A 24,071-nucleotide genomic window follows, 5' to 3' on the forward strand; every position below is an offset into this window, starting at 1 on the left:
GACGGCCTTATGGCCGGGGCAAAGTGCTGATTAACGGTTTTTCAAAATATCGGCAAAATATTCGGTCACTTCCGCCAAACGTCCGCCCTGCTCGGCATAAGGCTGCATGACGGCCACCAGTTGCTCCAACACTTCACGCGTTTCTGTTTGCGCGTGTTCGCGGTAGAGCCACATATTTTGCATAGTCACCGTGGTCAATGCCTCGCGTACATTCAGCAAGAGCAAGTGGCGGCAAGACTCATAGCCTTGGCGCAAATCGCCGGCCGCATAGGCGGTAACCGACAATTCATAGTCGATGTCCAACTGATAAACATTGCTTTGGACAAAAAGAATATCGTCTTTCGGGAACGGGATACGTTTCGCCATCAGGCCGATTGCATGGGAAATACGGTATTTTCCTTCCTGACGCAGCATGGTTTGCGCAAGGTAGAGACACTCGGCACGGCGCGGGTTGTAATCGTAGCCTGCCAACCAAGTCGCCAAGGCTTCATCGCGTTTGCCCATTAATTTGTAGCACTCGCCCAGCTGTTGGTAAGAAACCGTCACTTCCTCTATCCAACCGCCCAACTCGATACGTTTTTTAAACCATTCACTCGCGCGCTCGGGCATATCGGAATCCCAATAAGAACGCGCCGCATAAAAGGCGTAACGTGGTTTCAGGTCTTCATCTTCAGGGCTGTAAAACGCTTTTTCCAAGGAAACGGCATCAAGCAGGTATTTGTTCGCCATATTGCTGCGTGCGCCGAAACGGCCGCTGAGAACCGTATAGTCGCCATGAAGCGTGGCTTCGCTGGTATCTTGTTTGTCGGTTTCGATAAACTCGTGCAACACGCCGCGCCAGTAGAATGTACCGTCATTGCGCAACAACAGCGGACGGTAATAAACCACGCTGCCCATGGCATTTCTCATGCGGAGGCGGTAACGGTCGGCTGTCAGCTCGGGCAATTCCAATTTGCCTTCAAAGCGGTCGTCCGCATCAAAAATCAACACATAATCGGTTTTGCCTTTTGCGTGTTTCAACGCCTGATTGCGGTTGTATGCAAAATTTTGCCAACCATCATGATGAATCTCGCCCGCGATGCCCTTTGCATCGAAAAAGCGACGGATCACGCCGACGGTATCATCGGTCGAGCCGGTGTCGCTGATGACATAGTAGTTAAGTTTGATGTGGTCGGTGATGTTGGCCAGTGTTTCTTCGATGATTGCCGCTTCGTTTTTGACAATCATATTCAAGCAGATGGTTTGGGACATTTTCAATAGCCGCATTGGTTTGGAAAGGTATTATTTTACTTTAGCATTTTGTTTTTTGCACACAAAATACTCAGGCCGTCTGAAGATTGCCTTTCAGACGGCCTGAAGTTTATTTTGCCTTATCTTTTTTCCTGACGACGTATCAGATATACCGCCAACAGCGCAAACAAAACCGTCGGCAAGGCACCGGCCAAAAACGGCGGCACACCGTACAACTGGCTGGTAAAGCCGAAGAGCCGTCCGGCAAAGTGGAACAGCAAACCGAGGCAGATACCGCCGAAAAGTTTCAAGCCCATATTGCCGTGGCGCGTGGTTTGCGGGGTAAAGGCGAAGGCAACAAGCGCCATCACCCATGCGGCTACGGGATACACCAGCTTGCGCCACCATGCGATGGCATAGACTTGGGTATTTTGGTTGTTTTTTTCCAGATGGTCGATGTAGGTAGTCAATTCGCCGACAGACATTTGGTCGGGCTTAACGAGCAATACATCCATCAGGTTGCGTTTGACGGAAATCGGCCAGTTTTCTTCGGCAGCAGTGGCAACCTCGACTTTATCTTCGCCCAATATGCTGCGGCGGATATTTTTCAGCTGCCAGCTGCCGTCTGGATTCAAAACCGCTGATTCTGATTCCGCCGCTTGGGTCAGTTCGTTTTTATCGTTGCGCTCCCAAATTTTGATGCCCAAAAGCGTATGGTCGGGCAACATTTCGCGCACGTTGATAATGCTGTTTTTTTCTTTCAGCCAAAGGCCGGTATTGCCGGTACTGATTTTGCCGTTGATGGCGGCGGCTTTGATGTTTTCGGCTTTTTGGCTCAACGTGGGGGCAACCCATTCGCCAAGAGCGACGGTGGCAATGGCGAAAATCAAACCGAACTGCGACAGAATCAACAGCAGCTTTTTGGTGCTCATGCCGCTGGCTTTGATAACTGTCAGCTCGCTACCTGAAGCCAGTTGGCTGAGGGAAATCAGGCCGCCGATCAAAACGGCGAGCGGCATCAGTTCATATGCGCGCGCAGGCATCTGCATTAAAACATACTGCCCCAATTTCGCGCCGTTATAGCTGCCTTTCCCAAGATCGCCGACTTCGTTGATGATTTCAAAAAAGCTGTACAAAGCAAGGAAGGCAAGGAGGGCGTAAACCGCCATAACCGCCATTTGACGGATGATGTAACGTGAAATCAGGTTCATTTTCCGCCTTTCAATGTCAGACTATTGGCAACCGCCTGCCAGAAGGGTTGGCTGGGCATACTGCGCACGCGCAGCAGGACGATGGCAATCACGAACATGATGATGTGCATAGGCAGCAGTCCGAGCCAAAAATGGATTTTGCCGTCTTCCACAGCATTGCGCAGGAAGGTCAGCCCGTTTTGGTAAACCAAAAACAAACCGATGGCAATCAGGATATTGTAGGTATGGCCGCTGCGCGGATTGAAATAGGAAAGCGGCACGGCAAGCAGGCACAACAGCAAAACGCTGACAGTCAAGGAAATACGCCACATCAATTCCGCTTGGTGTTGTGGATTGCTGCTGCCAATCAGTTGGGCGGTCGGAATGGTACGGCGGTGTGATACAGGGTCGATGAGTTTGGGCGTGGTGCTGATAATCAGGCTGAGGTGTTGGAAAGAAACGCGGTTGTAATCGGCTTTGCCGGGCGTACCGCTGTAACGGTAGCCGTCGCGCAATTCAAGCGTGCGTTTGTTGTCGGTCAGCGAAAAATTGCCCTCTTTGGCAAAAACGATGTTGTCGTTGCCGTTTTTATCCTGCTCGCGCAGGAACAGGTTTTTCATGATGCCGGATTCGGTATCGAAGGTTTCGACAAAATAAACCCTGCCGTTGCGCTTGCCCAAGCTATTGAACTCGCCGGCTTCCACCAAAGACAATTCCTGCTTCTGCTTCAAGATTTCGGCATATTCGCGGCTGCGCAACTCTGCCCACGGCATCACCCAAAGCTGCATGACGGCAATCAAAATGGCAAACGGCACGGCAAACTGCATGACCGGGCGTATCCATTGTTTCAATGCCAATCCGCAAGAGAGCCAAACCGACATCTCACTGTCGCGCCAGTAGCGGGTCAATACGGTCAACGTACTGATAAATGCGGTCAACACCAGCAAAAGCGGGGTCATGCCGATTACCCAGAAGCCGACCAAGGCCAACACGGCATCGATGGCGACACGCCCGTCGGCTGCGCGGCCAAGCAGGTTGATGGCCTGCGTGGACACCAATACCGCCAAGAGGACGACAAAGATGCCGACGGCGGTAAAGGAAAGTTCTTTAATAAAGTTTCTTTGGTAAATCATAAGATTGAGCGTGGTATACGGTTTATGGGAAACCTATATTTATTAATAAGGCTTCAGACGGCATGACACAAATGGAGTACAATGATTTTCATCTGTTCGGACGGCTGGTCAACAGGCCGTCTGAACAACCGACAACCGTTCCAATCAGGAGAATAAACGTGAAATTTAGCACAAAAGCCGAAACTTTGCAGGCTCAACAGGCAGGTGCGCAATTATTTGTCTGCGCCGAAGCATCACAACTGAGCAACCCGACTGCCCTCGCCCTCTTCGCTTCCCTTGAAGAAGGTCAAAATTTCGCCGACACCAAAATCCCGACGGACAACGGTTTGCAAGCCATTGCCGTCGCCCGCCTCGAAAAAACCGACCGTGCCGCATTGAACAAAGCCGCAGCCGAAGCCGCCAAATGGGCGCAAAATCAAGAAACGGTCAATGTGGACGTTCACGCCTTTGAAGAAGCGCAAGCAGCAGCCATTGCCGAAGCGTTTGCAATTGCGTTCGGCAATGCTGCCTACCGTTTCGACCGCTACAAAAAAGAAGCCAAACCGGCCAAATTTGCAGAAGCCGTGTTCCACAGCGCACACGAAGCTGCCGTCAAAGAAGCCCTGCGCGTTGCCGAAGCACAAGTTTACGGACAAAGCCTCTGCCGCGACTTGGGCAATGCCGCACCCAACGAATGCACGCCTGAATTCCTCGCGCGTACCGCCAAAGCCGAAGCTGAAAAACTGGGCGCACACGCTAAAATCATTGAAAAAGACTACATCAAAGAAAACATGGGTTCGTTCTGGTCTGTCGCCAAAGGCAGCGTCGAAGACCCATATTTGGTCGAACTGAGCTATTTCGGTGCTGCCGACAAAGAAGCTGCCCCCGTCGTATTGGTCGGCAAAGGCATTACCTTCGACACCGGCGGCATCTCCCTCAAACCCGGCCTGAACATGGACGAAATGAAATTCGACATGTGCGGCGCGGCAACCGTCATCAGCACCTTCTGTGCCGCCGTCAAACTGCAACTGCCGATCAACCTCATCGCCGTCGTCGCCACCTGCGAAAATATGCCTTCCGGCGCGGCCAACAAACCGGGCGATGTCGTGAAAAGCATGAAAGGCTTGACCATCGAAGTGTTGAACACCGATGCCGAAGGCCGTCTGATTTTGTGTGACGCGCTCACTTATGCCGAACAATTCAAACCCAAAGCCGTTATCGACGTCGCCACCCTGACCGGCGCGTGCATTATCGCCCTGGGCCATGACGTCAGCGGCGTGATGGGCAATAATCAAGATTTGGTCGACAGCCTGCTGGCCGCTTCCCGCAACGTGGACGACAAAGCATGGCAACTGCCGCTCTTTGAAACCTACAAAGACCAACTCAAATCCAACTTTGCCGACATTCCAAACATCGGCACGCCGGGTGCAGGCACGATTACCGCCGCAACATTCCTGTCTTACTTTACCGAAGACTATCCATGGGCACACCTCGACATCGCGGGTACGGCATGGAAATCCGGCAGCGAAAAAGGAGCGACCGGCCGCCCCGTTCCCTTGTTGCTGAACTATCTGCGCAACGTGAAATAAGCCTGGACACCTGCGGGGCAAGCAACCGACCCCGCAGGTCGTCTGAAAACGGAACGCATCAACTAATGCAGGCTGATCGAAAACATATCGGGTTTGGTAACCCCATTATGCAGCGTTGTTGTTCATTGTCCAGCAGTCGGTAATCTTACCGTCTTTGATTTTCAGAAAATCCGTACCGACTTTGACGGCGGTTTGGTTACCGAGCGTAGCGGTTACACGCCAATATGCAGAAATTGTGTCGCCGTCGCGGAACGGACCGAGTACGATTTCATAATGCAAATCTGCTTTAGCACGAATGGTAGCTATCCAAGCCTTTGCACTGGCTATGTCGGTTACGGGCGCGGGTGGTGGAGTGGAATCAGCGGTCAGATGTGCTTTGAAGTTGTTTGACAGCAGTTCATCGGCAATGTTGAGATTGCCATTCCACATCTGTGTCCATGCAGTATAGATTTTTTGTGTTTCGGTCATGTTTTTGTCTCTTAACGGTGTTGGGTAATAAGGAAAATCCTGTGCTGAAAAGCTGGGAAATGATGCTATGCAATCTTACCTGTCGTCAATATTGATACAAACGCTACCTGAATGCAGCCTGCGCTTTATCTGCCCACCAAAAAACAAACGGAGAACCATGATGAAACCGCTATTTGCCGCATTGTCCGTCGCCTTTCTGCTCGGCACGACCGTCAGCGTTCACGCCGCGGAACAGGCCAAACCTACCGACCGCAGCGTCCAAGTGTACAAAAAAGCCGATTTGGCGGAGTGGAACCGCGAAAACGCAGCCGGAGGCAAAGGCCCACTGCTCGGCCGCTTCGCCTTCAACCGCCACCAGACCGCCGCTCAAGACGCGTTCAGAGAAATCGGCTGGCTGACCCTGCCGCCGGGCGCATCCATCGGCGAACACAAACACACCGACAACGAAGACGTTTACATCATCGTATCGGGCAAAGGCCTGTTTACCGACAGCACGGGCAAACAGACCCAAGTCGGCGCCGGCGACATCACCATCGCCCGCCCCGGCCAGTCCCATGCGCTGAAGAACACCGGCAAAGAACCGCTGGTTTTCCTTGACCTGATTGCCGAGACCGCCGTCGCCCAAGCTGCCAAATAGCAGTCATCAAACCGATAAGGTCGTCTGAAAACCATATTGCGTTTTCAGACGACCTTTTTTGTTGTTTAGGCAACATGATGCTTTCCAAACAAACGGGGGATGGCGCGCTGCCGCTGTTTCTGTCTTTTTCATCATTTTCAAGATATTGGGTTCAGACGACCTTTGGTTTTCGCTGTTTGTATGGGCTTGGGTTTGGCTGTTTTGCCGAATCAAATGCGGTTTGTTCCTTGAATTTTTGTCATATTAATGATGTGATGTTATATAATAACAATCTATTTGAAATATGACGGGAAACCCAAAATGACACAAACCACGCTTAAACCTATTGTTTTATCTATTCTTTTAATCAGTTCCCCCATCCTTGCCCAAGCGCATGAAACCGAGCAGACGGTGGACTTGGAAACGGTCAACGTCGTCGGTAAAAGCCATCCGCGCGCCACTTCGGGGCTGCTGCACAGTTCAACCGCCTCCGACAAAATCATCAGCGGCGATACTTTGCGGCAAAAAGCCGTCAATCTCGGCGACGCGCTCAACGGCGTGCCGGGCGTCCATGCTTCGCAATACGGCGGCGGCGCGTCTGCGCCTGTGATACGCGGGCAGACGGATTAAAGTGTTGAACCATCACGGCGAAACGGGCGACATGGCGGATTTCTCGCCCGACCATGCCCTGATGGTGGACACCGCCTTGTCGCAACAGGTCGAAATTTTGCGCGGGCCGGTAACGCTGTTGTACAGCTCGGGCAATGTGGCGGGTTTGGTGGATGTCGCCGACGGAAAAATCCCCGAAAAAATGCCTGAAAACGGCGTATCGGGCGAACTGGGGCTGCGTTTGAGCAGCGGCAATCTGGAAAAACTCACGTCCGGCGGCATCAATGTCGGACTGGGCAAAAACTTCGTGTTGCACACGGAAGGGCTGTACCGCAAATCAGGCGACTATGCCGTACCGCGTTACCGTAAGGAAGAAGGTCGTCTGAAACGCCTGCCTGACAGCCACGCCGATTCGCAAACAGGCAGCATCGGACTGTCTTGGGTGGGCGAGAAAGGCTTTATCGGCGCAGCGTACAGCGACCGTCGCGACCGCTACGGCCTGCCTGCGCACAGCCATCTCTACGACGACTGCCACGCCGACATCATTTGGCAGAAGAGTTTGATTAACAAACGCTATTTGCAGCTTTATCCGCACCTGCTGACCGAAGAAGACATCGATTACGACAATCCGGGCTTGAGCTGCGGCTTCCACGACGACGATAATGCACACGCGCACGTCCACAGCGGCAAACCGTGGATAGACCTGCGCAACAAACGCTACGAAATCCGCGCCGAATGGAAGCAGCCGCTCCCCGGTTTCGAAGCCCTGCGCGTGCATCTGAACCGCAACGACTACCGCCACGACGAAAAAGCGGGCGATGCGGTGGAAAACTTCTTTAAAAACAAAACGCAAAATGCCCGCATCGAATTGCGCCACCTGCCCATAGGTCGTCTGAAAGGCAGTTGGGGCGTGCAATACCTCACCCAAAAATCCAGCGCGCTTTCCGCCATTCCCGAAACCGTCCAACAGCCGATGCTGATCGACAACGATGTGCATCATTACAGCTTTTTCGGCGTAGAACAGGCAAATTGGGACAACTTCTCGCTTGAAGGCGGCGTGCGAGTGGAAAAACAAAAAGCCGCCATTCAGTACGACAAAGCCCTGATTGATCGGGAAAACTACTACAACCAACCCTTGCCCGACCTCGGCGCGCACCGCCAAACCGCCCGCTCGTTCGCGCTTTCCGGCAACTGGTATTTCACGCCACAACACAAACTCAGCCTGACCGCCTCCCATCAAGAACGCCTGCCGTCAACGCAAGAGCTGTACGCACACGGCAAACACGTCGCCACCAATACCTTTGAAGTCGGCAACAAACACCTCAACAAAGAGCGTTCCAACAACATCGAACTCGCGCTGGGCTACGAAGGCGACCGCTGGCAATACAATCTGGCACTCTACCGCAACCGCTTCGGCAACTACATCTACGCCCAAACCTTAAACGACGGACGGGGCCCCAAATCCATCGAAGACGACAGCGAAATGAAGCTCGTGCGCTACAACCAATCCGGCGCGGACTTCTACGGCGCAGAAGGCGAAATCTACTTCAAACCGACACCGCGCTACCGCATCGGCGTTTCCGGCGACTATGTTCGAGGCCGTCTGAAAAACCTGCCGTCCCTACCCGGCAGGGAAGATGCCTACGGCAACCGTCCTTTCATCGCACAGGACGACCAAAACGCCCCCCGCGTTCCGGCTGCGCGCCTCGGTGTCCACCTAAAAGCCGCGCTGACCGACCGCATCGATGCCAATTTGGACTACTACCGCGTGTTCGCCCAAAACAAACTCGCCCGCTACGAAACGCGCACACCCGGACACCATATGCTCAACCTCGGCGCAAACTACCGCCGCAATACGCGCTATGGCGAGTGGAATTGGTACGTCAAAGCCGACAATCTGCTCAACCAATCCGTTTACGCCCACAGCAGCTTCCTCTCTGATACGCCGCAAATGGGCCGCAGCTTTACCGGCGGTGTGAACGTGAAGTTTTAAAATCAGATAGACAAACAAAAAAGGTTTTCAGACGGCCGTCTGAAAACCTTTTTCTTGTTTTAACCAATCATTTAAAACTGACTATTAATCTTTCAACACATCTTGCGCAGCCGCTTGAATCTTAGCCGCCGCTGCTTCGATTTGCTGCTGTTCGGTAGATGGGTTTGCCACTGTTTCAACCGGGGCTGCTTGAGAAGCAGGCGCGGCTTGTGGAGCTGCGGCTTTAGGCTCAGATTCAGTTTGCGGCGCAGTCAGCGGCAAACGCGCCAATACAGTGCTGACGCCGGTAACTTTATCGCCAATCGCCACTTGCGCCTGCGCATCGACAGGCAGATACATATCCACGCGCGAACCAAAGCGGATAAAGCCATAGCGTTCGCCACGGGACAGTTTCGCACCGGCTTGGGTGTAGCACAAAATACGGCGCGCCACCAAACCGGCCACTTGAACAAAAGTAATTTCACGACCAGAAGCCGTAATCGCCAAAACCGCATTACGTTCATTTTCCATGCTGGCCTTATCCAAATCCGCATTCACGAATTTGCCTTTGTTATAGACCACTTTCGTTACCGTACAATCAGCAGGCGATTTTTGCGAATGCACGTTGAACACGTTCATAAAAATACTGATTTTCAAAGCATCGACATCACGATACGGATCGCGTGCACGCTCAACCACCACGATACGGCCGTCAACCGGGCTCAACACCGCTTCAGGATTTTGCGGAATCTCACGCGCAGGGTCACGGAAAAACTGCAAAGCAAATACAGTAAACACCCAAAACGGCAAAGACCACCAGCCGCAGCACATCGACACCAGCAGGCTCAAAGCCAAACCGCCGCCGATAATCGGCCAGCCCTCACGGGCGATAATCGGGTGGGGATACAAACGGTTCATCACTTATCCTTCATTTAATAATTTCAAAATTGCCGCCATTATATCTGAAACTCCAAACATTGAGGCCGTCTGAAATGTTCAGACGGCCGGTGTCTTTTGTAAAAAATACTCAACATAGATAAAGTTTCAGTTTCGGCAACACAATGACGCAGCGTCCTCAACAAGCGGCTCACACGAGACAACAACTCGGCGCAAATATCATTTTGACCAAACCTCTTCCCTCGATTATCTCGACAAGCCCAGTATGACCGCCAATACCAGCCAAATCCAATGCCGACGGCGCGATGTAGAGAACAAAGAGCGTTGAGACAGCAAACGCGTTTGGCTCAACTGATACGCCACATCTGCGAGCTTAATCAACTGATTGCCCTGTCGTGTTTTGCTTTCTTCCACTTTACGCAGTTTCAAATTTTCCGCTTCAATCCGCAGCCGCACCAGCTTAGCCTCTAAAAGCAGCAGCTCACGCTCTTCTTCATACTCCTGTTGCTTCATCGTCCGCATCCTTATCTATCTCACCCTCACCGCGCAAATACGCAATATCCGATCGAATATCCTGCAAGGTTTCAGCCACACGACTGCCCTGCTCCCGATAGTCCGCCGATACTTTGCGGAACAATACGGCAATAATCAGCAGGCTTACAAAGAAAATGCCGAAAAATACCCACAAAGCGGCCACATCCGACAGCATGCGGTTCAAGCCAAACAGCAAACCGACCAAGCCCACCATCAACAGCGCGCCGGACAACACCAGCCATATCGCTAAACGGAACACATTCTCAGCCTGACGTGTCAAATCCAAGCTCAATACCTGCAAACGCAGCAACAGCAAATCCGCGCCCTGATTCAACAAAGCCTTGCCATGTTCAAAACGCTGGCGAATTCCCATCTTAACTATCCTTTTTTTCAGGAAAACATAAGGCAGAGGCCGTCTGTACGGCGCAATGAAATCCATGATTTCATGTACACGCCTGTTCAGACGGCCTTAACATATTCGCATTAACGGCGGTTCAACAACACACCGACAACCAAACCGGCCAATGCGGCAAAACCCATTGCATAATATGGTTTTTCATGTACCGCTTCATCAGCTTGTTTGGCACCGCGTTTCAAGCGTGCACCAGCATCTGATTCTAAATCGGAAAAAAGCTCTTTACCATCTTTAAATCGTTCGCTAATTTCTTCTTCGAAGCTGCTAAAACGCTCTTTGGCTTCTGCCAATTTTGCTTCCAATTTAGCGCGAATTTTACTACCCTCTTCCGAACCGGCTTCAACACCATTGCGGTACAGTTCATCCACATCATCCATTACTTCTCGGATATCTTCCAACAAAGCATCACGACGTTTTTCAAAATTATGTTTTTTCATACTACTCTCCTATAGATTGATATGATCACAGATTGTTTATCTGTTAATAGTATTATAACCATTTATTTCCAAATAAACGTTAATTTAAATTAAATTAAGTTCCTATAACGAAAGCAACCCAATGAAATTAAAAAAGGCCGTCTGAAAACTTCAGACGGCCTTTTCAATTCAGCTTAAAGACTTGAGTCTTATGCCAAACCTTTTGCTTTCAACACTTCCAGCATGGTAGTGCCCAACTCGGCAGGGCTGCGGGTGTAAGCGATACCGGCTTTTTCGAAAGCGGCGAATTTTTCTTCGGCAGTACCTTTACCACCGGAGATAATCGCACCGGCGTGGCCCATGCGTTTGCCTTTAGGAGCGGTAACACCAGCAATGTAACCTACAACAGGTTTGGTTACGTTGGATTGGATGTATTCGGCTGCTTCTTCTTCCGCAGTACCGCCGATTTCACCGATCATGATGATGGCGTCGGTATCTGGGTCTTCTTGGAAGAGTTTTAGTGCGTCGATTTGGTTCATGCCAGGAATCGGGTCGCCGCCGATACCGATACAGGTTGATTGACCCAAGCCCAGTTTGGTGGTTTGTGCTACAGCTTCGTAAGTCAATGTACCGGAACGGGAAATAATACCGATGCGGCCCGGAGTGTGAATGTGGCCCGGCATAATACCGATTTTGCACTCACCCGGAGTAATCACGCCTGGGCAGTTAGGGCCGACCAAACGGGTACCGTTGCCGTTGGTTTCCAAGTAACGTTTGGCTTTGAGCATGTCCAAAGTAGGCACGCCTTCGGTAATCACAACGACCAAGCCTACGCCTGAATCAACGGCTTCAACGATAGAGTCCAAAACAAACGGAGCTGGAACGTAAATTACAGATGCGTCAGCGCCGGTTTCTTTAACGGCTTCTTTCATGGTGTTGAATACAGGCAGGTCCAGATGGGTTTGACCGCCTTTACCTGGGGTAACGCCGCCGACAACTTTAGTGCCGTAAGCCAGAGCTTGTTCGGAGTGGAAAGTACCGTTTTTACCGGTGAAACCTTGAACCAATACTTTGGTGTCTTTATTAATCAATACGCTCATTCTTTTCTCCTTAGGCGTTTACGGCTGCAACAATTTTTTCGGCTGCGTCATTCAGGCCGTCTGCAGAAGTCAGTTTCAGACCTGATTCGTTCAGGATTTTCGCGCCGAGTTCGGCGTTGTTACCTTCCAAACGAACAACGACAGGAACGTTGACGTTAATTTCTTTAACGGCTGCCACGATGGCTTCCGCAATCATGTCGCAACGTACGATACCGCCGAAGATGTTGATCAATACGCCTTTAACGGATTTGTCTTCCAAAATCAGTTTGAACGCTTCAACCACGCGATCTTTGGTTGCGCCGCCGCCAACGTCCAAGAAGTTGGCAGGTTGGCCGCCTTTGAGTTTGATGATGTCCATAGTGGCCATCGCCAAACCGGCACCGTTAACCATACAGCCGATGTTGCCTTCCAGGGCAACATAGTTCAGGTCGAATTCGGAAGCTTTCAGCTCGCGTTCGTTTTCTTGAGATTTGTCGCGCAAAGCGGCAATTTTTGGCAGGCGGTAGAGCGCGTTGCTGTCGATACCGATTTTGCCGTCCACACAGGCCAAGTCGCCGTTTTCACGGACTGCCAATGGGTTTACTTCAAACAGGGCGAAGTCGTTTTCGACAAACGCTTTGTACGCGCCGGTCATCAGTTTGACGAATTCGTTGATTTGTTTGTCTTTCAAGCCCAGTTGGAAGGCAACTTCGCGAGCTTGGCAAGGTTGCAGGCCGACCAGCGGATCAACGGTTACTTTGAAGATTTTTTCTGGAGTTTCGGCAGCAACTTTTTCAATTTCCACGCCGCCTTCGGTAGAAGCCATGAATGTAACGCGGCGGGTAGAACGGTCAACCACTGCGCCCAAGTACAGCTCGGTTTGAACCGGATACATGTCTTCGCAAACCAAAACGCTGTTGACAGGTTGGCCGTTGGCATCGGTTTGGTAAGTTACCAAGTTGGTGCCAATCAGGCTTTCAGCCACTTCTTTAGCTTCTTCGCGGCTTTTAACGACTTTTACGCCGCCCGCTTTACCGCGGCCGCCGGCGTGTACTTGTGCTTTGACAACAGCGAATTTGCCGCCCAATTTGTCGTAAGCTGCAGCGGCTTCTTCGCCGTTGTGTGCCAAAATACCGCCTTGTACGGGCAAACCGTAGCTAGCCAGCAGTTCTTTAGCCTGATACTCGTGTAAATTCATGGATTTCTCCTTAAGGTGAGTGGGTTTTAGGAATCGCCCTGCGGCCAATCCCATATTTTCAGACGGCCCTACTATTTACTGAAGGGCAACCACATCCGCGCCAGCAGATACATGGTTGCGCCGCCTCCTCCGAGAATAAAAAAGACAATGCCTTTTTTACGCGAATTCGGGCAGAGCAGATAAACGGCAAGGCTGAAACTGATAAACAACAATGCCACGCGCCAAACCAATTCTTTATCTTTGAAACGGTTGAGCGTATAAGTTTCGGTCATCATCACATACATCTGCCACAATGCGGCCATACACATGCTGATGATGCCCGCCGGTATAAAGAAAATACCGACTATTTCTTTGTTCATAATGAATGTAAATGCTGTGTGTTTGTCTGACTGAATTATAAATCAGAAAACGAAGCGCTCGGAACATTCAATTTGTCGAAGGCCTTAAGGCCGTCTGAAAAATTTCAGACGGCCTTAATGTCTATCAACCGTGTAAAGCGCGTTTGTCGGCCGCCAATGCAGCTTCGTGAACCACTTCGGACAAAGTTGGGTGGGCATGGATAATGCGGGCGATGTCTTCGCTGCTGGCGAAGAATTCGAGCGCAGTCACGCCTTCGGTAACCAATTCGCTGACAACCGGACCAATCATGTGTACGCCTAAGATGCGGTCGGTTTTGGCATCTGCCAATACTTTAACCGTACCTTTAGCTTTGCCCATTGCCAATGCGCGACCGTTTGCACCGAAACCTGAAGTACCTTTTTTGTACTCCACGCCTTCGGCTTTGAGCTGCTCTTCGGTTTTACCCACCCAAGCGATTTCAGGGTCGGTGTAAATCACGAACGGCACGTTGTTGAAGTCGATATGCGGTTTTTGACCGGCAATGCGCTCGGCAACGGCAACGCCTTCGTCGCTGGCTTTGTGTGCCAACATCGGGCCGCGAACCACGTCGCCGATTGCCCATACGTTAGGCAGGTTGGTACGGCATTCGCCATCTACTTTGATAAAGCCGCGCTCGTCTTTTTCCAAGCCTACTGCTTCGGCGTTCAGGCCTTTGGTGTTTGGAATACGACCGATGGCAACGATCAGTTTGTCGAATACTTCGGTTTTGGCTTCGCCGGCAGCAGTTTCGTAAGCAACGGAAACGCCTTTGCCTTCAGATTTAATGTCGCCGATTTTCACGCCCAATTCAATGCTCAAGCCTTGCTCTTTGGTGAAGTATTTGAAGGCTTCTTTTGCGATTTGTTGGTCGGCGGCAGCCAAGAAGGTCGGCGCAGCTTCAAGAATGGTAACTTCTGCACCCACGCGGTTCCATACGGAACCCATTTCCAAACCAATCACGCCGGAACCGATTACGCCGAGTTTGCCAGGCACTTCGGTCAGGTTCAATGCGCCTTCGTTGTCCAACACGTTCACATTGTCGATAGCGACTTGTGGCAGCGGACGCGGTACGGAACCGGTCGCTACGATGACGTGTTTGGCTTCGATAACGGTTTTCTCGCCTTTGTTATCGACTTCGATTTGGTAGGCATCGCCATTTTTACCGGCAAAGGAAGCAGTACCGAACAGGCTGGTTACTTTGTTTTTTTGGAACAGGAATTTCACGCCGCCGGTCAGCTTGGTCACGATGGCATCTTTGCGCTCAATCATTTTGGCTGCGTCGAATTTTACGTCGCCGACAGTGATACCGTGCTCGGCAAAATCGTGTTGCGCAGCGTGAAAATGTTCGCTGGATTGCAACAGGGCTTTAGAAGGGATACAGCCTACGTTCAAGCAAGTACCGCCCAATGCAGGGGCATTGCCTGCTTTGTTAACGCCTGCGTCGACGCAAGCGGTTTTGAAACCCAGTTGCGCGGCACGGATGGCGGCAACGTATCCGCCCGGGCCAGCACCAATCACTACTACATCATATTGAGACATCGTGTCATCCTTTGCTTTTTGCAGTATCTCAAAATAAAAACGATACTTTTTGTTTCTTTTTTATTTTGAATGACTGCGTTTTGATGGTTTTAAGAAAAGGCCGTCTGAAAGTCCATATCTGTCGATTCATTCGAATCAAATGTTTCAGACGGCCTCAATCGTTCGTTGAGCCTATTGTAGCACGATACTACATTACGCTACATCTAAATAAAAATTCAGACGGCCTTTTCATTAACAAATAAAAGGCCGTCTGAAACGATTACAGATCCAACAACAGGCGAGCTGGATCTTCCAACGCGTCTTTAATGGCTACCAAGGTCAATACAGCTTCGCGGCCGTCAATGATACGGTGGTCGTAAGACAGAGCCAGATACATCATTGGACGGACAACAACTTGGCCGTTTTCAACCACGGCGCGCTCTTTAGTGGCGTGCATACCCAAAATCGCAGATTGAGGCGGGTTGATGATCGGGGTAGACATCATAGAACCGAAAGTACCACCGTTGGTAATACTGAATGTACCGCCGGTCAGATCTTCGATAGCGATTTTGCCGTCTTTTGCTTTTTTCGCATAATCAACAATTGCTTGTTCAATGTCGGCAATGCTCATTTGGTCGGCATCGCGCAGGATTGGCACAACCAAACCGCGTGGGCTGCCAATTGCGATACCGATGTCGAAGTAGCCGTGGTACACGATGTCTTTGCCGTCAACAGAAGCATTCACAACCGGGTATTTTTTCAGGGCGGCAACAGCGGCTTTAACGAAGAAGGACATAAAGCCCAGTTTTACGCCGTGTTCTTTCTCGAATTTATCTTTGTACTTCGCACGCAAGTCCATGATCGGTTTCATGTTGACTTCGTTGAATGTAGTCAAAATGGCGTTTTCTTGTTGAGAAGCCAAGAGGCGTTCTGCAACACGGGCACGCAGGCGGCTCATTGGTACGCGTTCTTCAGGACGTGCGCCGGCAGGAAGTGCAACAGCAGGAGCAGCGGCTGCGGCAGGTTTGGCAGCGGCATTTTGTACGTCTTCTTTCAATACGCGACCGTCACGGCCAGAACCTTGCAATGCGTTCACGTCAACACCGGTCTCGGCAGCCAGTTTGGCGGCAGCAGGCATAGCGGCGTTGTTTTGTGCAGCAGCAGGAGCGGCAGCTGGGGCTGCTTCGGCAGGCGCGGCGGCTGGGGCTTCAGCAGCGGCAGTAGCAGCTGTATCGATGCGCGCCAAAACTTGGTCGGCAACAACGGTTTCACCGTCTTGCGCTACGATTTCAACCAATACGCCGGCTTGTGGAGAAGGTACTTCCAAAACCACTTTGTCAGTTTCGATATCGATCAGGATTTCGTCACGGGCAACTGCTTCGCCAACTTTTTTCTTCCATTCCAAGAGCGTGCCTTCAGATACGCTTTCAGACAGCATAGGTACTTTTACATCAATAATCATTTTGTGTCTCCAATGGCCCTTTCAGACGGCCTGTTGTGTGTTTTTAATTCTGCATATGGGCATTCCGCCTGAGCAGCCTCAGACGGAATGCTGCTTGGCTTACAACGCTAAAGCGTCTTCAACCAATTGTTTCAATTGAGCAATGTGTTTGCTTGAGTAGCCCACTGCAGGCGATGCACTGCTTGGACGACCGGCATAAGACAGTTTCTGCTCTTCGCTGATAACGTCTTCGATACGGTGGCGGATTTGGTAGAACGCACCTTGGTTTTTCGGCTCTTCTTGCGCCCAAACCACAGATTTTGCGTTCGGATATTTCGCCAGTTCAGCTTTAACCTCATCGTATGGGAACGGATACAGCTGCTCAACGCGGACGATAGCAACATCATCTTCCAGTTTACGCTCGGCACGACCAGCTTCCAAGTCATAGTAAACCTGACCGGCACACAATACTACGCGTTTCACGCTGTCATTGCTTGCACGTTCGGCGGTATCGCCGATAACCGGACGGAAAGTCGAACCTTCGGTGAAGTTTTCCAGCGGGCTCATTGCACCTTTAAAGCGCAACAGGCGTTTGGACATGAAAATCACCAGCGGTTTGCGGTATGAACCCAAGACTTGACGTTGCAAGAGGTGGAACATTTGCGACGCTTCAGACGGCATGATGACTTGCATATTGTTCTCAGAACACAGTTGCAGCCAACGTTCTACGCGTGCAGAAGAGTGCTCAGGGCCTTGACCGTCGTAGCCGTGCGGCAGGATGGTGGTCAGACCGCACAAACGACCCCACTTGGTTTCGCCTGAAGACAGGAATTGGTCGATAGTCACTTGCGCGCCGTTGGCGAAGTCACCGAATTGAGCTTCCCAAATGGTCAGCTTGTCAGGTGCGGAGCAGGCAAAGCCGTACTCGAACGCCATCACGGCTTCTTCGTTCAAAATGGAGTCGATAACCAGGAACTCGCCCATGCCTTCGCCCATATGGCGCAAAGGAACATAAGTACCGTCGTCCCATTTTTCGCGTTTTTGATCGTGCAACACTGCATGACGGTGTGAGAATGTACCGCGGCCGGAGTCCTCACCGGAGATACGCACGCCATGACCTTTAGTCAGCAGGCTTGCGTATGCCAAGGTTTCGGCCATACCCCAGTCGATGGCTTGATTGCCGGATGCCATGGCTTTACGCGCTTCGATCACACGTTTTGCAGTCGGATGCAGGGCAAAATCTTCCGGTACAGCGGTAAATTTCTCGGTAAGGCGCTCAATATCTGCGGCAGGCAAACCGGTTTCGATTTGTTCGCGCCAATCTTTGCCTTGGTATTTGCTCCAATCGATTTGTGTGCGTTGGAAATTGCTCAAAGTTGTTTGCTCAACATGTTCGCCTTTGTCCAAAGCATCACGGTAGGCTTGGATGTAACCATCAGCCTCAGCTTGAGTTACCACACCTTCGGCAATCAGTTGCTCGGTGTACAAAGCACGCGCACCTGGGTGTTGCGATACTTTTTTGTACATCATCGGTTGGGTCAGGGTCGGATCATCACCCTCGTTGTGGCCCCATTTACGGTAGCAGACAACGTCGACCACGATGTCTTTATGGAATTTTTTGCGGTAATCCAAAGCGGCTTGGATGGCAAAGCAAACGCGTTCAGGATCATCGCCATTCACATGGATAACCGGAGCGGAAACCATTTTCGCAATATCGGTACAATGTACGGTAGAACGGGTATCGCGGGTATCGGAAGTTGTAAAGCCAATTTGGTTGTTGATCACGATGTGAACAGTACCGCCGGTGGTATAACCGCGTGTTTTAGACAGGTTGAATGTTGCTTGGTTAACACCCAAACCGATAAATGCGGAGTCACCGTGAATCAATACTGGCAAGACTTTATCGCGGCCGTTTTCGCCCAAACGTTTTTGTTTAGCGCGCGCAGAACCTTCCACTACTGGGTTAACAATTTCCAAGTGTGACGGGTTGAATGCCAAAGAAACGTGCATTGGGCCGTGTGGCGTAGCGATGTCGGAGCTGAAGCCCATATGGTATTTCACGTCGCCACTAGGCAATTTGATTTCGGCACGGCCTTCAAATTCAGCAAACAAATCAGCCGGTTTTTTGCCCAAAATGTTAACCAAAACATTCAGACGGCCACGGTGTGCCATACCGATGATGACTTCTTCCACGCCGTCTTTACCAGCGTTTTGAATCAAGTAATTCAAACCGGCAATAGCGCTTTCGCCGCCTTCTACACCAAAGCGTTTTTGACCAACATATTTGGTATGCAGGTAACGTTCCAGAGTTTCGGCAGCAGTCATTTCTTTCAAGATACGGCGTTTTTGTTCAACGTTGTAGCTTGGCGTAGACAGTACGCTTTCAAAATAATTGCGAACCCAGCGGCGCTCTTCGGTATTTGGAATGTAGATGTACTCTACCGCGATATGGCCGCAGTAGGTTTGTTTGAGGTTGCTGATGATTTGGGACAGAGGCAGTTTGCTCTGACCGGAAAAATCGCCCTCGCCCATATTGAACTGAAGCGCCATATCGGCATCTGACAGACCGTGGAATTTAGGATCGAGAGCTTCAATATTTTGAGGAGGAATACGTTTGAGCGGATCAAGTTGGGCTGCACCCACGCCTTGGATACGATAGGCAGAAATCAGTCGCAAAACACTGACTTGCTTTTTCATCATTGCCTCATCCACACCGCCTGCGACGGCTGCGGCAATTTTCTTTTTAGCCAAAGTGGCAAATGATTCACGAATCGGTGTATGGGCAACATCGACAGCGACTGCGCCCGGCTGTTTACTCAAATCGGTAAAGTACTGTTTCCATTTTTCATCGACAGATTCCGGATTATCCAGAAACTTTTCATACAACTCCTCGATGTATGGCGCATTAGAACCAAACAGATAAGAGAAATTGAGTTTTTCGTCCATCATGGCGTGAGCTCTTTTCTTTAAAATATAAACAAAGGGTAGAATCCCGTGTTCTCCGAACGGAATTCAGGCCGTCTGAAATGACACTTTATTCTACCCTATTTCAAATCAAATTACCTGCTATCAACTTAATTAATTACGACCAACCTCATTGAAAACGGCAATTCGATTTTTTCAAACGACTTTTCAACAATATATTAATGTATTGTTTATTAGCGTTTATCTACCGGAACGTAATCGCGACGCTCTGCACCGGTATACAGTTGACGTGGGCGACCGATTTTCAGTGCCGGATCGCTAATCATTTCATGCCAATGAGAAATCCAACCTACACTGCGCGACAATGCGAAGATAACGGTAAACATTTCAGTTGGAATGCCCAATGCAGACAAGACGATGCCGGAGTAGAAATCGACATTTGGATACAGCTTGCGTTCAACAAAGAATGGATCTTTCAGTGCAATTTGTTCCAATTCCATCGCCAGCTTGAATTTAGGACTGTCTTCCAAGCCTAATTCTTTCAAGACTTCATAACAGGTTTCGCGCATGATGCTGGCTCGTGGGTCCATATTGCGGTATACGCGGTGACCGAAGCCCATCAGACGGTATTTACGTTGTTTCACACCTTCCATGTATGCGGCAACATTAGATACATCGCCGATTTCGTCCAGCATCTTCAACACAGCTTCGTTTGCACCGCCGTGTGAAGCACCCCACAGACAGGCAATACCGGCAGCGATACAGGCAAATGGATTTGCACCAGAAGAGCCGGCCAAACGTACGGTCGAAGTAGAAGCGTTTTGCTCGTGGTCGGCATGCAAAATAAAGATGCGGTCGAGCGCGCGAGCCAATACTGGATTAGGTTTGTATTCTTCACATGGTGTTGCAAACATCATGTGCAAGAAGTTTTCAGCATAGGAAAGGTTATTTTTTGGATAATTGAACGGCAGACCGTTGGAATAACGGTAACACATTGCTGCAATTGTCGGGATTTTGGAGATTAAGCGGTAAATCGCAATTTTGCGGTGTTCAGGATTGGCAATATCCAAGCTGTCTTGATAGAAAGCAGACAAAGCGCCAACCACGCCAACCATCATCGCCATCGGATGCGCATCGCGACGGAAACCGCGGAAGAACCAAGTCAGCTGCTCATGCAGCATAGTATGGCGACCGACTGTGGCATCAAATTCTTTTTTCTGTTCAGGGGTAGGCAGTTCGCCGTAAATCAACAGGTAGCAAACTTCCAAGTAATCGGATTTTTCGGCCAACTGCTCGATAGGATAACCACGGTAATACAACAGACCTTCATCGCCATCAATATAAGTGATTTTGGATTCGCAACTTGCAGTTGACACGAATCCGGGGTCGAAGGAAAACAGACCTGTATTTTTTGTCAAAGCACGAATATCAACCACATCATGGCCGATACTTGCTTCCAATACTGGCAGTTCCAAGGTCTCTTGATTTGGGGTGGTGAGCTTGACTGATTTAGACATTCTTAAACTCCTTTGTAAGTTGGGGCTTTCGTTGCCGCCCAAGCGGCACGGTCCTTTTTTTCAGACGGCCTCCGTATGGAAAGAGCTTGTTCGGATTGGCATCGCAAACAAGCTCTATAACACGTCATGCCTGTCTGATTTTTTCAAGCATGGGAATCAGGTGTTTCTTGTCCGTCGCCGAATGTCCGTTAATCAAGGCAAGCAACTCTTGGTCTTGAAATTCGAGGATTTCGGAAAATTCGGACAACTCCTGATCACTCAGGTGCTCGAATTCTTTTTCCATGAACCTGCCGAAGATTAAATCTAATTCCAATAATCCCCGGCGGGTTTGAAAACGGATTTTCCGTTTGGCAATATCGTCAAAAACCATCATTTCTTAAACGGCTCGTTTCAACATAATCTCTTTAATCTTACCGATGGCTCGGGTCGGATTCAAGTGTTTAGGACATACGTCTACGCAGTTCATAATGGTGTGGCAACGGAACAAACGGTATGGGTCGTTCAGATTATCCAAACGCTCGTTAGTAATGGTATCACGGCTATCCGCAATGAAACGGTAAGCATTCAGCAAACCAGACGGACCAACGAATTTATCAGGGTTCCACCAGAATGACGGGCAGGCAGTCGAGCAGCAAGCACACAAAATACATTCGTACAAACCGTCCAACTCTTTACGCTCTTCCTGAGTTTGCAGACGCTCTTTGTCCGCATCGATAGGGTTATCGTTGACAACGTAAGGTTTGATGGAGTGATATTGTTTGAAGAATTGGGTCATATCCACAATCAGGTCGCGGATAACAGGCAGGCCTGGCAGAGGACGGATTTTAACCGGCTGTTTCAGGCCGCGCAGATCGGTCAGACATGCCAAGCCGTTTTTGCCGTTGATGTTCATACCGTCAGAACCGCAAATACCTTCGCGGCAAGAACGGCGGAAAGACAATGTATCGTCTTGTGCTTTCAGGCGCACTAAAGCATCCAAAAGTTTAACGTCGGTTGGTTCCAATTCCAACTCGTAACGTTGCATATAAGGCTTGGCATCAACGTCCGGGTTGTAACGGTAAATTTCAAAACTCATTTTTTCCATGAGAAGTGTTCCTTTTCTCATAAACTGCCCAATGATTTTGTATTATGAATTCAAGCAGTTCAATGTGGGTATGGTTAGGTTTCAGACGGCCTTTAAGATAAAGGCCGTCTGAAAACTCATCAATAAACGCGTTTAGCCGGTTTGATGTATTCCACGCTCAAAGGCTTGGTATGTACCGGTTTGTAAGACAAAGTATTGGTATCTGAATGATACAGGGTATGTTTCATCCAGTTTTCGTCATCGCGCTCAGGATGGTCGTCTGAAGCGTGTGCGCCGCGCGATTCTTTACGCGCTTCGGCAGACACCAAAGTCGCTTTCGCTACTTCAATCAGATTATCCAGTTCCAAAGCTTCGATACGCGCGGTATTCCACACTTTGCTCTTGTCTTTGATTTCAGTACGTTTCACGCGCTCGGCAATCGCCATGATTTCTCGAACGCCTTTGCTCAGAATCTCATCAGTACGGAACACACCGGCGTGCAGTTGTACAGAGCGTTGCAGTTCGCGACGCAATGCATCAACGTTTTCACCATCGGTTTGGTTGTCCAAACGCTCGATACGTTGACGGGTCAATTCACCGGCATTAGCAGGCAGAGGTTTCCAGTCGCTTTGCTCTTTGATGAATTTAATCATACTGTCGCCGGCAGCTTTACCGAATACCACCAAGTCCAACAGGGAGTTGGTACCCAAGCGGTTCGCACCGTGTACGGAAGCACATGCGCACTCACCTGCCGCATACAGACCTTTTACAGGCACTTCGTAATCTTCACCTTGCGGAATAACAACTTCGCCATGATAGTTAGTCGGAATACCGCCCATCATATAGTGGGTAGTCGGCACAACAGGAATCGGGTCTTTAATCGGGTCAATACCGGCAAACTGAATGGAAATCTCGCGGATGCCCGGCAGTTTTTCCATAATTTTTTCTGCGCCGATATGGTCGATTTTCAGCAATACGTGGTCTTTGTTTTTACCGCAGCCGCGACCTTCGTAAATTTCCATCGCCATCGCACGGGAAACCACGTCACGGGAAGCCAAGTCTTTTACGGTTGGAGCATAACGTTCCATAAAGCGTTCGCCGTTGGCATTCAACAGAATACCGCCCTCACCGCGCACACCCTCGGTAATCAATACACCGGCACCGGCTACACCGGTCGGGTGGAATTGCCAGAATTCCATGTCTTCCAACGGAATACCTGCACGGGCACAAATACCCAAACCGTCACCGGTATTCATATAAGCATTGGTAGAAGAAGCATAAATACGACCGCCACCACCGGTAGCAAACATCACAGCTTTAGCGTGGAAAATATAAACTTCGCCGGTTTCCATTTCCATGGCGGTTACACCGACTACGTCGCCGTTTTCATCACGAATCAAATCTTGTGCTGTCCATTCCACAAAGAATTGTGTATTGGCACGGACGTTTTGTTGGTACAAAGTATGCAACATCGCATGACCGGTACGGTCAGCAACAGCACATGCACGTTCTACCGCGCGTTTACCGTGTTCTGCAGTATGACCACCGAAAGGACGTTGGTAGATTTTGCCACTTTCCACACGGTCAAAAGGCATACCCATGTGTTCCAACTCAATTACGGCTTCAGGCGCGGCGCGACACATAAACTCAATCGCATCTTGGTCGCCCAACCAGTCAGAACCTTTCACGGTATCGTACATATGCCAATCCCAACGGTCTTCCTGCACATTACCCAATGAAGCAGAAATACCACCTTGAGCCGCTACAGTATGAGAACGGGTTGGGAAGACTTTAGACAAAACAGCACAATTCAGGCCGGATTTAGACAATTGGAGGGCTGCGCGTAAACCTGCACCACCACCGCCAACAATCACGGCATCAAACTTGCGAACAGGAAAACCCAT

The 24,071-nt window shown here is 50.2% G+C and carries 20 protein-coding genes and 1 pseudogene; 3 read left to right on the forward strand and 18 right to left on the reverse strand.

What is annotated here, in order from left to right:
• Positions 1–30: 30 nt before the first annotated feature.
• The 3 genes from ACTHTJ_RS05700 to lptF all read right to left on the reverse strand — a co-directional run bounded on the left by ACTHTJ_RS05700 (position 31) and on the right by lptF (position 3,553).
• Positions 31–1,251 (reverse strand): glycosyltransferase, encoded by a 1,221-nt coding sequence (locus ACTHTJ_RS05700; protein ID WP_440360852.1) that lies wholly within the window; start codon positions 1,249–1,251, stop codon positions 31–33.
• Positions 1,252–1,370: 119 nt separating this feature from the next.
• Positions 1,371–2,441 (reverse strand): LPS export ABC transporter permease LptG, encoded by a 1,071-nt coding sequence (gene lptG, locus ACTHTJ_RS05705; RefSeq protein WP_440345730.1) that lies wholly within the window; start codon positions 2,439–2,441, stop codon positions 1,371–1,373.
• Positions 2,438–3,553 (reverse strand): LPS export ABC transporter permease LptF, encoded by a 1,116-nt coding sequence (lptF, locus tag ACTHTJ_RS05710; protein ID WP_440360851.1) that lies wholly within the window; start codon positions 3,551–3,553, stop codon positions 2,438–2,440. The genes lptG and lptF overlap by 4 nt, the downstream gene beginning before the upstream one ends.
• Positions 3,554–3,711: 158 nt before the next feature.
• Here lptF and ACTHTJ_RS05715 point away from each other — a divergent pair, with 158 nt between their 5' ends.
• A complete protein-coding gene (locus ACTHTJ_RS05715) occupies positions 3,712–5,121 on the forward strand; it encodes a leucyl aminopeptidase (RefSeq protein WP_070583633.1) in 1,410 nt (469 codons plus the stop codon).
• Positions 5,122–5,226: 105 nt separating this feature from the next.
• Here the strand turns inward: ACTHTJ_RS05715 and ACTHTJ_RS05720 are convergent, their stop codons facing one another.
• Entirely contained in the window at positions 5,227–5,589 is a 363-nt protein-coding gene (locus ACTHTJ_RS05720) for a nuclear transport factor 2 family protein (protein WP_045074377.1), read from the reverse strand.
• Positions 5,590–5,749: 160 nt separating this feature from the next.
• On the opposite strand from ACTHTJ_RS05720, the gene ACTHTJ_RS05725 reads away from it, so the two are divergent.
• On the forward strand, positions 5,750–6,226 hold the full coding sequence (locus ACTHTJ_RS05725; RefSeq protein ID WP_070583635.1) for a cupin domain-containing protein: 477 nt from the start codon (positions 5,750–5,752) through the stop codon (positions 6,224–6,226).
• A gap of 300 nt (positions 6,227–6,526) precedes the next feature.
• Positions 6,527–8,807, forward strand: a pseudogene (znuD, locus tag ACTHTJ_RS05730) (TonB-dependent zinc receptor ZnuD).
• 84 nt (positions 8,808–8,891) lie between these two features.
• Here znuD and ACTHTJ_RS05735 read toward each other — a convergent pair.
• From ACTHTJ_RS05735 to sdhA, 14 genes are all read right to left on the reverse strand, one after another.
• Positions 8,892–9,704 carry a phosphatidylserine decarboxylase gene (locus tag ACTHTJ_RS05735; protein WP_070583637.1) on the reverse strand — a complete coding sequence of 271 codons (813 nt, stop codon included), beginning with the start codon at positions 9,702–9,704 and terminating at the stop codon, positions 8,892–8,894.
• A gap of 225 nt (positions 9,705–9,929) precedes the next feature.
• The gene (locus ACTHTJ_RS05740; RefSeq protein WP_049330958.1) at positions 9,930–10,196 is read right to left on the reverse strand and encodes a hypothetical protein; all 267 of its coding nucleotides are present in this window, start codon (positions 10,194–10,196) and stop codon (positions 9,930–9,932) included.
• Positions 10,177–10,590 (reverse strand): phage holin family protein, encoded by a 414-nt coding sequence (locus ACTHTJ_RS05745; protein WP_070461328.1) that lies wholly within the window; start codon positions 10,588–10,590, stop codon positions 10,177–10,179. Before ACTHTJ_RS05745 ends, ACTHTJ_RS05740 begins: the two co-directional genes overlap by 20 nt.
• 110 nt (positions 10,591–10,700) lie before the next feature.
• Entirely contained in the window at positions 10,701–11,069 is a 369-nt protein-coding gene (locus tag ACTHTJ_RS05750) for a DUF883 family protein (RefSeq protein ID WP_070583639.1), read from the reverse strand.
• Positions 11,070–11,257: 188 nt separating this feature from the next.
• A complete protein-coding gene (gene sucD, locus ACTHTJ_RS05755) occupies positions 11,258–12,148 on the reverse strand; it encodes a succinate--CoA ligase subunit alpha (RefSeq protein WP_002244992.1) in 891 nt (296 codons plus the stop codon).
• A gap of 10 nt (positions 12,149–12,158) precedes the next feature.
• On the reverse strand, positions 12,159–13,325 hold the full coding sequence (gene sucC / locus ACTHTJ_RS05760) for an ADP-forming succinate--CoA ligase subunit beta (protein ID WP_049352726.1): 1,167 nt from the start codon (positions 13,323–13,325) through the stop codon (positions 12,159–12,161).
• A gap of 71 nt (positions 13,326–13,396) precedes the next feature.
• Complete coding sequence (locus tag ACTHTJ_RS05765) at positions 13,397–13,684, reverse strand: hypothetical protein (RefSeq protein ID WP_002242554.1); 288 nt, start codon at positions 13,682–13,684, stop codon at positions 13,397–13,399.
• A gap of 124 nt (positions 13,685–13,808) precedes the next feature.
• A complete protein-coding gene (lpdA, locus tag ACTHTJ_RS05770; protein WP_070583641.1) occupies positions 13,809–15,242 on the reverse strand; it encodes a dihydrolipoyl dehydrogenase in 1,434 nt (477 codons plus the stop codon).
• A gap of 259 nt (positions 15,243–15,501) precedes the next feature.
• Positions 15,502–16,683: a 2-oxoglutarate dehydrogenase complex dihydrolipoyllysine-residue succinyltransferase gene (odhB, locus tag ACTHTJ_RS05775; protein ID WP_063075931.1), complete on the reverse strand. Its 1,182-nt coding sequence runs from the start codon at positions 16,681–16,683 to the stop codon at positions 15,502–15,504.
• A 99-nt stretch (positions 16,684–16,782) separates the two neighbouring features.
• Entirely contained in the window at positions 16,783–19,611 is a 2,829-nt protein-coding gene (locus tag ACTHTJ_RS05780; protein WP_070583643.1) for a 2-oxoglutarate dehydrogenase E1 component, read from the reverse strand.
• A 209-nt stretch (positions 19,612–19,820) separates the two neighbouring features.
• Positions 19,821–21,104, reverse strand: coding sequence for a citrate synthase (gltA, locus tag ACTHTJ_RS05785; RefSeq protein ID WP_070583645.1), 1,284 nt, complete (start codon positions 21,102–21,104; stop codon positions 19,821–19,823).
• Between the two features lie 124 nt (positions 21,105–21,228).
• Positions 21,229–21,477, reverse strand: coding sequence for an FAD assembly factor SdhE (locus ACTHTJ_RS05790; RefSeq protein ID WP_003678830.1), 249 nt, complete (start codon positions 21,475–21,477; stop codon positions 21,229–21,231).
• Between the two features lie 3 nt (positions 21,478–21,480).
• Positions 21,481–22,188, reverse strand: a complete 708-nt coding sequence (locus tag ACTHTJ_RS05795) for a succinate dehydrogenase iron-sulfur subunit (RefSeq protein WP_002241462.1) — start codon at positions 22,186–22,188, stop codon at positions 21,481–21,483.
• A 119-nt stretch (positions 22,189–22,307) separates the two neighbouring features.
• Positions 22,308–24,071: a succinate dehydrogenase flavoprotein subunit gene (sdhA, locus tag ACTHTJ_RS05800; protein ID WP_440360850.1), complete on the reverse strand. Its 1,764-nt coding sequence runs from the start codon at positions 24,069–24,071 to the stop codon at positions 22,308–22,310.

Source organism: Neisseria sp. P0018.S001 (genome assembly GCF_051957355.1).
Classification (GTDB): domain Bacteria; phylum Pseudomonadota; class Gammaproteobacteria; order Burkholderiales; family Neisseriaceae; genus Neisseria; species Neisseria subflava_A.